This is a genomic window from Pseudomonas morbosilactucae (genome assembly GCF_023241665.1).
GTDB classification, from domain to species: domain Bacteria; phylum Pseudomonadota; class Gammaproteobacteria; order Pseudomonadales; family Pseudomonadaceae; genus Aquipseudomonas; species Aquipseudomonas morbosilactucae.
In genome coordinates this window covers 155461-167761 of sequence record NZ_JALQCX010000006.1, presented here as the reverse complement: position 1 = coordinate 167761, position 12301 = coordinate 155461, and the positions used below count along the sequence as shown (strand labels likewise).

General features: G+C 57.3%; 12 protein-coding genes. 4 read left to right on the top strand and 8 right to left on the bottom strand.

What is annotated here, in order from left to right; all coding sequences use genetic code 11:
- The first annotated feature begins 62 nt into the window (after positions 1–62).
- On the top strand, positions 63–962 hold the full coding sequence (locus tag M1B35_RS04235; RefSeq protein ID WP_268261296.1) for a LysR family transcriptional regulator: 900 nt from the start codon (positions 63–65) through the stop codon (positions 960–962).
- 187 nt (positions 963–1149) lie between these two features.
- Positions 1150–1851 carry a hypothetical protein gene (locus M1B35_RS04230; protein ID WP_268261295.1) on the top strand — a complete coding sequence of 234 codons (702 nt, stop codon included), beginning with the start codon at positions 1150–1152 and terminating at the stop codon, positions 1849–1851.
- Positions 1852–1911: 60 nt separating this feature from the next.
- Here the strand turns inward: M1B35_RS04230 and M1B35_RS04225 are convergent, their stop codons facing one another.
- Positions 1912–3267 (bottom strand): serine hydroxymethyltransferase, encoded by a 1356-nt coding sequence (locus M1B35_RS04225; protein WP_268261294.1) that lies wholly within the window; start codon positions 3265–3267, stop codon positions 1912–1914.
- Between the two features lie 528 nt (positions 3268–3795).
- Between M1B35_RS04225 and M1B35_RS04220 the strand changes: the two genes are divergently transcribed.
- The gene (locus M1B35_RS04220) at positions 3796–4398 is read left to right on the top strand and encodes a helix-turn-helix transcriptional regulator (protein WP_268261293.1); all 603 of its coding nucleotides are present in this window, start codon (positions 3796–3798) and stop codon (positions 4396–4398) included.
- Complete coding sequence (locus M1B35_RS04215) at positions 4385–5266, top strand: queuosine precursor transporter (RefSeq protein WP_123337666.1); 882 nt, start codon at positions 4385–4387, stop codon at positions 5264–5266. The genes M1B35_RS04220 and M1B35_RS04215 overlap by 14 nt, the downstream gene beginning before the upstream one ends.
- A 78-nt stretch (positions 5267–5344) precedes the next feature.
- Here M1B35_RS04215 and queC read toward each other — a convergent pair whose 3' ends face one another.
- From queC to cyoA, 7 genes are all read right to left on the bottom strand, one after another.
- Entirely contained in the window at positions 5345–6043 is a 699-nt protein-coding gene (gene queC, locus M1B35_RS04210) for a 7-cyano-7-deazaguanine synthase QueC (RefSeq protein WP_123337954.1), read from the bottom strand.
- 121 nt (positions 6044–6164) lie between these two features.
- Complete coding sequence (locus tag M1B35_RS04205) at positions 6165–6719, bottom strand: cytochrome b (RefSeq protein ID WP_268261292.1); 555 nt, start codon at positions 6717–6719, stop codon at positions 6165–6167.
- A 193-nt stretch (positions 6720–6912) separates the two neighbouring features.
- Entirely contained in the window at positions 6913–7800 is an 888-nt protein-coding gene (cyoE, locus tag M1B35_RS04200; protein ID WP_123337670.1) for a heme o synthase, read from the bottom strand.
- A gap of 11 nt (positions 7801–7811) precedes the next feature.
- A complete protein-coding gene (cyoD, locus tag M1B35_RS04195; RefSeq protein WP_123337672.1) occupies positions 7812–8147 on the bottom strand; it encodes a cytochrome o ubiquinol oxidase subunit IV in 336 nt (111 codons plus the stop codon).
- Positions 8147–8773, bottom strand: a complete 627-nt coding sequence (locus M1B35_RS04190; protein WP_123337674.1) for a cytochrome o ubiquinol oxidase subunit III — start codon at positions 8771–8773, stop codon at positions 8147–8149. The genes cyoD and M1B35_RS04190 overlap by 1 nt, the downstream gene beginning before the upstream one ends.
- 3 nt (positions 8774–8776) lie before the next feature.
- Positions 8777–10795 carry a cytochrome o ubiquinol oxidase subunit I gene (gene cyoB / locus M1B35_RS04185; RefSeq protein WP_268261291.1) on the bottom strand — a complete coding sequence of 673 codons (2019 nt, stop codon included), beginning with the start codon at positions 10793–10795 and terminating at the stop codon, positions 8777–8779.
- A gap of 3 nt (positions 10796–10798) precedes the next feature.
- Positions 10799–11740, bottom strand: a complete 942-nt coding sequence (gene cyoA, locus M1B35_RS04180) for a ubiquinol oxidase subunit II (protein ID WP_123337678.1) — start codon at positions 11738–11740, stop codon at positions 10799–10801.
- Between the last annotated feature and the right edge of the window lie 561 nt (positions 11741–12301).

The following is a 12301-nucleotide window of genomic DNA, read 5'->3' as shown; positions in this document are numbered from 1 at the left end:
GAATGCAGCGGTTGTGGATCACCAATACCGAATTCGGACCGATCAATACCACAGGGATCAGCATGCTCGACTTACGCCGCTTGCGTTACTTTCTGATGGTGGCCCAGGAGCTGCATTTTGGCCGCGCGGCCCAGCGGCTGCACCTCGCGCAACCGCCCCTGACCCGGCAGATCTCGGCCCTGGAACACGACCTGGGGTTTCGCCTGTTCGACCGCAGCAGCCGTGCCGTGACCCTCACCGCCCAGGGGCGCTGCTTCCTGCCCTACGCCCGGGCGGTGCTGGAACAGGTCGAGCAGGCCAGCCACATGGCCCACAAGCTGGCCGCCGGAACCGCCGGCCAGCTGACCCTGGGCTACGCCAGCTCGATCGCCCTGGCGGACGGTTTCAGCCAGGCATTGCAGGTGTTCGGCCAGCGCTTTCCGGACGTGCAATTGCGCCTGGTGGAAGGCGCCTCGGCAGGCCAATGGTCACAGATTCTCGATGGCCGCATCGACATCGGCCTCAGCCGCCTGCTGCCCCCTGGCGAGCAGAACGAGGTCCAGGTACTGACCCTGGAAGCAGAACCCCTGTTGGCGGCGCTGCCTGCCGATGACCCCTTGGTCGGGCACGGCCCACTGACCCTGGCCCAGCTCAGCGAACGGCCCTTGATCCTCTACCCTGCCGACTACGGCTCGGGCTTGAACCAGTCCATCGAAACACTCTTCCAGCGCGCGGGCCTGACGCTGAAGACTGGCCCCCGTGGCTTGCAGATCACCTCGATCATCGCCCTGGTCGCCGCCGGCCAGGGCGTGGCGCTGGTGCCGGCATGCACCCAGGCCCTGGCGAAGGCCGGCGTGGTCTACCGCCCCGTGGCCGATCAGGCCGCCGTCGCGCCCTTGTTGGTGCTAACCCGAGCCCGGGAACGCAGCGTGCTGGTGGAGGCGTTCCTGGCGGTGATCGAGCAGTGCCTGGGCGCCCACTGAAGCCTTGCGCCATGGGGGCTGTCGGGCATGCTGGCCCCTTGACCCGGCGCGGCCCTCCATCATCCATTTCCCCGGTTGTCCTGTTGCTCCGTGACAACACCGTCCCCGTCCAATAGATTAGGCGGCCCGAAAATGCCCCCGGGCTTTTCGTGCCTTACACCTGGTTAAACGAAGCAGTGGATTTTCAATGCCTGACTCCAACATCGATGCATCCGTAAGCGCCCTGTCGAACAAGGCCGAGTACGAAAACGCAATCAACCTTTCCCAGCACGTGCCTCAGGCCAAGACCATCAGCGAGATGGTCCTCGACGCCTTTCACAGCACCAAGGAAAGCGAGCAGATTCGCGAGCTGCGCGCCGCGATTCGCCAGGCCCACGACAGTTTTGACGACGACACCGCCTATGACCTCATGGGCCAGCTGAAACAACTCAAGGACGCCGAAGCCTCGGACATCGCCGCCCTGGAGAGCCTCAGCAGCCAGTTCCCCATCAGCCGCATCCTGTCCAGCTACAAGGACGACCCGGCCTTCCAGGAACTGGTGTACGGCCTGGCGCTGAAAGTGCTGAACCAGACCCACCAGGCCATCAGCAACCCAAGCGGCGGCAAGGGCAAGGCCGCACGGCCGAAGAAAGAAATGGAAGTGTTTGCCATCAGCAAGGACGGCATCAGCATCACCCTGCCGATGCGCCCGCGCTCCAAGGCCAACGTGGACCGTGAAGCCTACGAGTTCCTCGGCTTTGCCTTTGTCGGCGAAGGCGACGAAGCGGAACTGGAAAGCGAAGTGTTCTTCGACAAGGACGGCAATGAACAGCCGGCCACCCGCAAGGCCATCGTCACCGCGATCCAGCAGCAGACTGCCTTCGAAGGCTACAGCGCCGCCCAGCAGTAAGCCCCGCGAGCAGCAACCGACCCCGAACTTCCTTGCGAAGTCGGGGCTCGGCCTCGCACCTCAACGCTCCCCGTAATCCGCGATGGGGTACATCGCACACAAGGCCTCGGTCTTTCGGCGGAACTGCGCCTGCAAGGCGGGCTCCAGGCCGTGCTTTGGCTCGTTCTGGGACATCACCTGGTCCAGGATCCGCGCAATCAGCTCGACGACCTGGCGGCAGCCCTGGGAATCGATACGACGCTGGGCCAGGGAGCCCGTGCCGATGCACAAGCCATTGGCGGCAAACGACGATCGGTTTTCCCCGAGTGCGCGCTTTTTTTCCACGATGATGCCGCACCCTTCCAATGCCGCCTGCGCAACGGAACCGGTAATGCCGCCACGCAAGCGCAGCACAATCGTGTGGTTCTCCGTGCCCCCTCCCACCACCTCGTAGTCCTGCGCCATGAACGCGCGGGCCATTTCATCCGCGATGGTCCGCACCCGCTCCATGTCGGCATCGAACGCCGGAGACAGGGCGTACCCAAAGGCAGCGGCCTTGGCAGCAATCATGTTGACTGCCGGCGCCCCCTGCATTCCGGGAAATACCGCTTGATCGAGGATGCGACTGAAGGTCGACCGCAAGCCGGGCACCTTGGTGTGGGCGTCCCGCCCCGAAAGAATCAGGCCACCGCGAGGCCCGGCGAGTTGCTTGTGGGTGCAGGTGATCGTGACGTGCGCCAGATCGATAGGGCTCGGATGCCGCCCCGTGGCCACCAGCCCCGCGATGTGGGAGATGTCCGCGAGCAGGATCGCCCCTGCCTCATCGGCAATCCCACGCAAGCGCTGGAAATCCACGGCCCGCGAATAGGCCGTCGCACCGCACATGATGATGCGCGGACGATGGGCAAGCGCCAGTTCGCGCACTTCGTCGTAGTCGATGACGCCCTGAGAGGTGGTGCCGTAGCGGATCGCCTTGTAGTTGGCTCCCGTAAACGCAAGAGTGCTGCCATGGCTAAGGTGCCCGCCATGATCGAGGGCCATGCCCAGAACCGTATCCCCAGGCTCTAGCAGGGCGCCCAGCACCTGGTAATTGGCGCTTGAGGCCGAGTGTGATTGCACGCCCGCGTATTGCGCAGCAAACAACTCTCGCGCCCGGCGGACAGCCAGGGCCTCGACCCGATCAACGTTCTCGCAACCGGCGTGATTGCGCCTGCCGGGAGTGCCCTGCGCGGTGACATTGACCAGCGCCGAGGCGGCGGCGGCCAGGGTTCGGGGGCTGGCCGCGCAGGAAGATGAAACCAGTGACAGCGTGCCGTGTTGACGCGTCACTTCAGCGTCCAGGATCGTTGCCAGTTCGGGGTCTTCTGCTTGCAGATCGGCCAAGCCACGCCGCAGCAGGTTGGCCTGGTTCCTGAGTGGTTCAGTAGGGGGGGTCATTATTCTGTGTTCCGTCCTTGTGTCTTGCGTGCCACGAACGACAGCACGCTTCCTGGGTTTCACGTTCGTTGATGCAAATCAGGCTGAGCCGAGCCTTGGCTCAGCCTGTATGAGGCGCAACAGAATTAATCAAAAAATTAAACACAACACAAATTAAATGATGCTTTTCTTTGAAGCGGAGCAACATTTACCCTGTGTTGTCGCTGAACCTTCACCAGCGAAACCATGAAGACCAGTGCCTGGGGCTTTATTGTCATGGCTGGCGCATGCAACACTTATCCGCCTCGGCGCCCCCCCGGATCGGCCTCCCCACGATTTGAGTGCCCAACATACCGACAGCGACATATCCCAGGACGGATATCGGCTGGCTAAAGGAGTAGCAGCGAGTGGCTAAACACAACGAAAACGCCTGACAAACTCTTGTCGCAATGTTTGAGCTATCGGCCCTGAGTAGCTGAATGCCATGCACGGCACCCTCGTGATGAACGACTGAATGCGTAATGACTATAAGGAAGTGGTGAGCATTTTATGCACAGAAGAGAAAGGACAGCGTATTTAAAGAGCAATATTAAATACCTGATAAAAAGTCGCGGTGAAACGCAACTGTCTTTATGCAACGCCAGTGGCCTGACCAGAACCACCATCTACAACATTCTGGAAGGCAAAGTTACCAATGTGCAGCAATCCACTATTCGCAAAATCTCTGACTTCTTCGGTGTGTCCTACGGAGAAATAGAAACCGTCGACTTTGAAGAGAAAGAGATTATCGAGAGCAGTATTTCTCCTCAAGGCAACATGAACCCCGCGGCCGTCCCGATTATCAAGGAAAGCCTGTTGATGGCCAACATGGACAGGCGGATTGGTGAACTGGCCACGCTGTACCCATTGACCTATTACTTCGGCACCTGCTGCAACTTGATAGCAGTACTGCTGGAGAACGACATCAGCGATATGAATGAGCCTGGTGATCTGTTGATCGTTCAAAAAGGTTCGTCGACGGATGACAGAGAAAAACTGGCTTACGACAGACTGACGAAGAAACTGATCATCATGAATACGCCGTGCTCCGACTCTGATCGCATGTGTGTAGTGGGCGATATCATCGAGGAGCGATTCAATGACAGCGTATGAAGGCGAGTTCGAGAACAGCAAATACAAACTGCTGGGTTTTGAAAACAATAAAAACCTGGCGGTGATCATGGTCATCGCCACGGGCAAGGTCATCAAAATCAAGCTACGCGAAGTACTGAACAGCGAAATAATGGACAATTTGAATAAAGCGGAAATCAAGAATCTGTATAAAAAGTTTTATTCCCAGGGAGGCGCTCTGACCGCTTACGACCTGAACGACCGCCACGAAAACTCATGGATGATTTACATCATCCTGAACCTGCTGCTATTTACGTTTTATATTTTCACCAGCATTGCTGCGACCAAACCGATTTACCTGGAGTCGCTTGATATCATTATCACTCCGGGCACCTTTCTGTATCCCTTGACCTTTCTGATCGTTGACTTATTGAACGAGAACTTTGGACTCAGGCTTGCAAGAAAGGCCATTTTATTTGCATTTGCAAGTAACGCCATGATTATCATCTTGCTCTACGGCTCGACGTTTCTTCCCGGTTTGCCGGGCTGGAAACTCGATACGCCTTATAACGACGTGATCCTCCATGTGTCTTCTGTCTTGGTCGCCTCTTCGGTCTCTTTTCTTGTTTCTGAAAATATAAACTCATACCTGCTGTGCAAGATAAAAGAGCTGACCAACTCCAGATTCCTTTTCCTCCGCATATTCTTGAGCACTTTGTTTGCGGTCATCATCGACAGTTTCCTGTTTTGCTACATCGCTTTTTATGGCGCCATGCAAAACAGCGATATCCTGAACATGATTTATGTGCAGATCGCCATCAAAGTGTGTTTCGCGTTTTTCAATATCTTGCCAGCCTACGGTGCAAGGTCGTTGTTCAGACGCTACATCACAGACGGCCAGACAAAGTAATACGACGTAATCACCCTCCTCAACACTCGCCTGCCAGGCAGGCGCAGTGTTGAACTGCCATCAAAGCGCCATAAACCCTTACTTCAGCGCCAGCTTGTCTTTCAAGCTGTTCAGGGTCTCGGATCGGCTTTCAAGATACTGATTCAAGCCTTTCATTCGAAGGTTGCACGCATCGCAGTTGCCGCAGCCGCTGCCCATGATGCCGTTGTAGCACGTCAGCGTCTGCTCACGAATCAAGTCCAACTGGCCGTGGTAATCCGCGAGCGCCCATGTCTCTGCCTTGTTCAGCCACATCAGCGGCGTCTCAAGGCGCAGTTTGTATTCCATGCCCAGTTCAAGGGCCTTGTTCAAGGCTTTTACAAACTCATCCCGGCAATCCGGATAACCCGAGAAGTCGGTCTCGCATACACCGGTAATGACGCTTTCAGCCTTTACCTGATAGGCATAAATAGACGCCAGCGTCAGAAACAGAATATTTCTTCCTGGCACAAACGTACTGGGCAAGCTTTCGCCGGAGCTGTTCACCGTTGGAACCGGAATATTGTCCCGGGTGAGGCTGCTGATCGCCAATTCGTTCAGCAACGAAGCATCCAGTACCTTATGGACGGTCGCCCCCAGGTGTTTTGCAAGCCGCTGGGCTGTTTCTATTTCCGCGTGGTGACGCTGACCATAGTCAAACGTAATGCAGTGCACCTCGTCGTAGAGGGGCAATGCGTGAATCAGGCAGGTGGTCGAGTCCTGTCCGCCGCTGAAAACGATTACGGCTTTTTTCTTCATCATTGTGCTTCCTGCATCTCTAGAGCCATTTGAATAACGTAAACAGCCCACGGAGGGGCTGCTCATAAAATACCCCGCACCTCTCTCAAAGGCGGGGCTTTCTTGTCCTCGGGCGACAGGCTCAGGCCTTCGAAGCCTGGCCGGCCATGCGCAGGAGGATCTGCCGATCACCCTTGACGCAGTGCAGGACCACCGCGCCGATATGGCCGACGATCAGCACCAGCAGGGTCCAGCCCAGCAGGCTGTGGAAGTTGCTGCCCAGGTCGATCATCCACTGCACTTTCTCCCCCTCGAAACCCGCCATCACCGGCAGGCCGAACGCCGAAAACGCCCGGCCCGAGCCGTACTGGCGCAACAGCCCGAGAAACGGGATGGCGAACATAAAGCCGTACAGCACCAGGTGCCCCAGGTGGGCGCCGAGGTTGATGCTCGGTGGCCGGCGGTGCCGGTTCAGCAGGCTCCAGACCACGCGCAGCACCAGCAGGCCCATCAACAGCAGGCCCACTTGTTTGTGGGTCGGCCAGAGGAACTTGTCCAGCGCCGAATCGGAGAGCAGGTAATGGGCGCAGGTGGTGCAGTAGATCCAGGTAAAGGCCAAGGCCATGGCCCAGTGCAAGCTGCGACTGACGACACCGTAGCGGGCCTTCGAGTCGGTCATTTCAACGCTGTTGTCCATTGCATCCACTCGGCTTCAAACTCAAGGCCACAATTTTACGGGAGCCGGGTGGGCGCTTGGGAGCTAAAAGATTTAAATGATGTGACCCCCTGCACGCTCACGGCCCAACCAAAGGGCTGGCAAGGGGACAAAAAACGCGCAAAAAAAACCCCGCGCTTCTGTCGAAGGCGGGGCTTTCATCGGCCGGTGCAGCTTAAGGCGCGTAGGTCAGCAGCAGTTCAGTCGGTACCTTGAAATCCAGGGACATCATCACGCTCAGCGCGGTGATGGTGAAAATCGAGAAGACGAAGAGCTTGCGGGCCCAGACGGTGTCATCCACCGCCTTGTAGCCGGTCCAGGCCATGTACAACCAGTACATGCCCATGGCGGCTGCCACAGCCAGGTAACTCATGCCAGCGTAACCACTGAAGGTCAGCATCAGCGTCGCAATCAGGAACGCCAGGATGTAGAGCAGGATGTGCTTCTTGGCCACCAGGATGCCGCGCTTCACCGGCAGCACCGGAATCGATGCGGCCAGGTAATCGTTGAAGCGGAAGATCGCGATGGCGTAGGAATGCGGCATCTGCCACAGGCTGAACATCACCAGCAGGGTCAATGCAGCCATGTCGAAGCTGTTGCTCACGGCCACATAACCGATCACCGGCGGCATCGCCCCCGACAGACTGCCCACCAGCGTGCCGTGAACCGACTTGCGCTTGAGGTACAGGCTGTAGAAGCCGACGTAGATGACAAAACCGATGACCGCGAACAGTGCGGCCAACGGATTGGCCACGCGGTACAGCAACACCACGCCAGCGATGCCCAGGATGGTCGCGTAGACCAGGGCCAGTTTCAGGGAGATCAAGCCCTGGACCAGCACCCGGTTCTTGGTGCGTTCCATCTTCAGATCAATGTCGCGGTCGATGCAGTTGTTGAACACGCAACCGGAAGCGACCACCAGGGACGTGCCGATCATCGCAGCCAGGAAAATGGCCAGATCGACATGCCCCTTGGAGGCCAGGAAGAAACCGCCTGCCACAGAAAGCACGTTACCGAAAATGATCCCCGGTTTGGTGATTTGGATAAAGTGCTTGAGCGACATCGGTTCTTACCTCACTTCGCCATCATGTAGGTGTGGATGCTGAACATGATCCACAACGACAGGCCAACCAGCAGGACGATCACAATGGCCGTGAAGACAAACGCAATCACGTTGTTACGCTGAGCCTGGGAACGGTCCAGGTGCAGGAAGTAGTACAGGTGAACAACCACCTGGATCACTGCAAACAACAACACGATGGCCAGAGTGGTGGCCTTCGGCAGGGTCGGGTACATCACCAGGCCGAACGGGATGATCGTCAGGATCACCGACAAGATGAAGCCGATAGCGTAAGACTTTACGCTGCCGTGGCTCGCATCATGGCTGTCATGGGAGTGTGCATTAGCCATTACAGAGTCCCCATCAAGTAGACAACGGTGAAGACGCAGATCCAGACCACGTCCAGGAAGTGCCAGAACAGGCTCAGGCAGCTCAGGCGGGTCTTGTTGGTCGAGGTCAGGCCATGCTTGTTGACCTGGTACATCATGATCGCCATCCAGATCAGACCTGCAGTCACGTGCAGACCGTGGGTACCGACCAGGGTGAAGAACGCCGACAGGAAGCCGGAACGGCTAGGGCCGTAGCCTTCGGAGATCAGCAGGTGGAACTCGTTGATCTCCATGGCGATAAAGCCAAGGCCGAGCACGAAGGTCAGGCCCAACCAGGTCAGGACGCCCTTCTTGTTACCCCGGTAGAACGCCAGCATGGCGAAGCCGTAGGTGATCGAACTGAACAGCAGCAAGGCGGTTTCGCCCAGTACGTAAGGCAGTTCGAAGATGTCGTGGCCCGACGGGCCACCCGCTACGTTGTTTACCAGTACCGCGTACACCGCGAAGATCGACGCAAACAGGATGCAGTCGGTCATCAGGTAGAGCCAGAAACCGTAGACGGTCATCTCGCCCGAGTCGTGGTGATGGTCATCGTGCCCATGGTCATCGACATGGGCGTGTCCAGCATTGGTCACTAAGTTCGACATGGTTTAAGCCTGTTCCAACGAGGTTTCAACACGGTTGGCCGGAATCTTCTTCTCGGCTACCAGGCGAGCGTGCTGCTCGGCTTCGATGCGTTCGATCACGTCGACCGGCACCATGTAGCCTTGATCATCACGAGCCGCGTGGATCACGAAATAGATCACGGTGCCTGCCAGGCTTGCGATGGCCAGCCACCAGATGTGCCAGATCATGGCGAAACCGAAGACCGTCAACAGAGCGCCCATGACCACACCGGTAGCGGTGTTATTTGGCATGTGGATCGGCGAGTAGCGAGCCGGTTTCTGGTACGCGGTACCGTCTTCCTTGGCTTCGGTGAACGGGTCGATCGTGGTGGCTTTCGGCAGCACGGCGAAGTTGTAGAACGGCGGTGGCGACGAGGTCGACCATTCCAGGGTGTGAGCATTCCATGGGTCGCCCGACACACATTCGTTCTGCTTGCGGTCACGGATACTGACGTACAGCTGGATCAGCTGGCAGGCGATACCGATAGCGATCATCACCGCACCGAACATGGCGACGTACAGGTACGGCACCCACTCAGGGTTGGTGGTGGCGTTCAGACGACGGGTCATGCCCATGAAGCCCAGTGCATAGAGCGGCATGAACGCGACGAAGAAGCCCGAGATCCAGAACCAGAATGCAGCCTTGCCCCAACCCTCGTGCAGCTTGAAGCCGAACGCTTTCGGGAAGTAGAAGCTGAAACCTGCGATGTAGCCGAATACCGCGCCGCCGATGATCACGTTGTGGAAGTGAGCGATCACGAACAGGCTGTTGTGCAGTACGAAGTCAGCACCCGGGATGGCCAGCAGTACGCCGGTCATGCCGCCGATAGCGAAGGTCACCATGAAGCCCAGGGTCCACAGAACCTGGCTGGTGATGCGCAGACGGCCGTGGTAGATGGTGAACAGCCAGTTGAATAGCTTCACCCCCGTCGGGATCGAAATCAGCATCGTCGCCAGGCCGAAGAAGGCGTTGACGCTAGCCCCAGAACCCATGGTGAAGAAGTGGTGCAGCCAAACCATGAAGCCCAGTACCGAGATCGCGCCGGAAGCGTAGATCATCGAGTGGTGGCCAAACAGACGCTTGCCGGAGAAGGTCGAGATGACTTCGGAGAAGATCCCGAACGCCGGCAGAATCAGAATGTAAACCTCAGGGTGACCCCAAGCCCAGAACAGGTTGACGTACATCATTGGATTGCCACCAAGTTCATTGGTGAAAATGTGGAAATCCATGTAACGGTCAAGCGTCAGCAGTGCCAGGGTAGCGGTGAGGATCGGGAACGAAGCCACGATCAGCACGTTGGCCCAGGTGCAGGTCCAGGTGAAGATCGGCATGTCCATCAGCTTCATGCCAGGGGTACGCATTTTCAGCACGGTGGCCAGGAAGTTGACCCCCGTCAGCGTTGTCCCTAGACCCGATAGCTGCAGCGCCCAGATGTAGTAATCCATCCCCACGCCCGGGCTGTATTGCAGCCCCGACAACGGCGGATAGGCAACCCAACCGGTCTTGGCGAATTCGCCGACGCCCAGGGACAGGTTGATCAGCACGACGCCGGAAACCAGCAGCCAGAAGCTCAGGGAGTTGAGGAACGGGAACGCAACGTCACGCGCGCCGATCTGCAGCGGCACTGCCAGGTTCATCAGGCCGGTGAAGAAAGGCATCGCCATGAAGATGATCATGATCACACCGTGGGCGGTGAAGATCTGGTCATAGTGTTCAGGCGGCAAGTAGCCCGGCGAACCCTCGGTGGCCATGGCCAACTGGGTACGCATCATGATGGCATCGGCAAAACCACGCAGCAGCATGATCATGGCGACGATGATGTACATCACACCGATTTTCTTGTGGTCGACCGAAGTCAGCCACTCGGTCCACAGGTAGGTCCACTTCTTGAAGTAGGTGATTGCCGCAAACAGCGCCAGACCACCCAGCGCGATCATGGCGATGGTCACCATCACGATCGGCTCGTGGAACGGGACCGCTTCCCAACTTAATTTACCAAACATCGTTTACTCCTCTGCCCCGGCAGCTGAATGCGAATTTGCGTCCGTCCCTTCCACAGCAGCCACTTCTTTCTTCTCGTGCTTGACCGGCGTGCCTGGTTTCATCCCTTCATACTTATCGATGATTTTCTGAAACAGGTCCGGCGCGTACGAGGAGTACAGCTCTACAGGGTTGTTCTGGCTTGGCTTGGCAAGGGCTTCGTATTCAGCTTTTTCAAGCTGTTTTGGTGAGCTCTTGGCTTCTTTTACCCAGGCGTCAAACTCTTCCTGGGTGGTGGCGATTGCTTTGAATTTCATGCCGGTAAAGCCCGCGCCACTGTAGTTGGCGGAGATACCATCAAGCTCGGCGTTCTGGTTGGCAATCAGGTGCAGCTTGGTCTGCATGCCCGCCATCGCGTAGATCTGGCCACCCAGGCCCGGGATGAAGAACGAGTTCATCACGGCGTCGGAAGTGACTTTGAAATTGATTGGCGTGTTGGCCGGGAACACGATCTTGTTGACCGTGGCGATCCCTTGCTCGGGATAGATGAACAGCCACTTCCAGTCCAGCGCGACCACTTCAATGGTGACCGGCTTGACGTCGGAATCCAGCGGACGGTAAGGGTCCAGAGCGTGGGTCGACTTGTAGGTGATGTAACCCAGGGCAATGATGATCAGCACCGGAACCAGCCAGACCGCAATTTCGATCTTGGTGGAGTGCGACCACTTAGGCGCGTAGGTGGCGTTGGTGTTGGACGCACGATACTTCCAGGCGAACGCGAAGGTCATCACGATCACCGGAACCACAACCAACAGCATCAGCAAGGTGGCAGTGATGATCAGGTTGCGTTGATCCAGACCGACCTGGCCCTTTGGATCGAGCAAGGTCCACTTGCAACCTCCCAGCAGCAACAGCATGCCGGCCAGAGGCAATAAGCCTAGTAATCGGGTGTACCTGTTTTTACTCATCTCACGACCTCTAAAGCAGCTTGCGCAATGCAGTTGGGTTTTGATCGCCAACACTTCACCCTGCCAAGGGTTGGCATTTCTCTTCGATTGAATAAGGGCCTGCCCATCGCGTTAATCGCTCAACGACAAATCCTGGGCCAGCAGTGAGTTCTTATTCGAATTCGTGGTCAAAGGCCTTGTTACAGACCAATTCCATTTGGTGCGGAAGTTTGGAAGGTGCCGACACCTGGGGCCTCAATCGAGCATTCTTCGCCCCGAGACCACCCTCGTATGCTCACGGGATGAGCAGCGCCGGGATTTAGTGCGGGCGATTGTAGATATGTCGCGTTTCATAAACCATGTCTCATCCCGAAATAAATCTTATCGAATGGCGCAACAATGCCTGACGACTGTTACGAAAGGCTCGGATAATAGCGATTTTCATTCGCAACAAAAAGCCCTAAAACGACCTTCAAAGCATTTATCCGAGCCGCCCCGAGAATACTCTGAGCAACCCCATGGCATGGCGCCATCCCTTGTAAAACGAGGGTTTAAGCCGGTTACTTCGATAGCAGGCTACGC

Bases quoted from the DNA above. Each gene is read 5' to 3' on its own strand.
- cyoA (WP_123337678.1), bottom strand. From the start codon at position 11,740: ATGAGTAAAAACAGGTACACCCGATTACTAGGCTTATTGCCTCTGGCC.
- M1B35_RS04215 (WP_123337666.1), top strand. From the start codon at position 4,385: ATGACAGCGTATGAAGGCGAGTTCGAGAACAGCAAATACAAACTGCTG.
- M1B35_RS04205 (WP_268261292.1), bottom strand. From the start codon at position 6,719: ATGGACAACAGCGTTGAAATGACCGACTCGAAGGCCCGCTACGGTGTC.
- M1B35_RS04225 (WP_268261294.1), bottom strand. From the start codon at position 3,267: ATGACCCCCCCTACTGAACCACTCAGGAACCAGGCCAACCTGCTGCGG.
- queC (WP_123337954.1), bottom strand. From the start codon at position 6,043: ATGAAGAAAAAAGCCGTAATCGTTTTCAGCGGCGGACAGGACTCGACC.
- cyoD (WP_123337672.1), bottom strand. From the start codon at position 8,147: ATGGCTAATGCACACTCCCATGACAGCCATGATGCGAGCCACGGCAGC.
- cyoE (WP_123337670.1), bottom strand. From the start codon at position 7,800: ATGTCGCTCAAGCACTTTATCCAAATCACCAAACCGGGGATCATTTTC.
- cyoB (WP_268261291.1), bottom strand. From the start codon at position 10,795: ATGTTTGGTAAATTAAGTTGGGAAGCGGTCCCGTTCCACGAGCCGATC.
- M1B35_RS04230 (WP_268261295.1), top strand. From the start codon at position 1,150: ATGCCTGACTCCAACATCGATGCATCCGTAAGCGCCCTGTCGAACAAG.
- M1B35_RS04220 (WP_268261293.1), top strand. From the start codon at position 3,796: ATGCACAGAAGAGAAAGGACAGCGTATTTAAAGAGCAATATTAAATAC.
- M1B35_RS04235 (WP_268261296.1), top strand. From the start codon at position 63: ATGCTCGACTTACGCCGCTTGCGTTACTTTCTGATGGTGGCCCAGGAG.
- M1B35_RS04190 (WP_123337674.1), bottom strand. From the start codon at position 8,773: ATGTCGAACTTAGTGACCAATGCTGGACACGCCCATGTCGATGACCAT.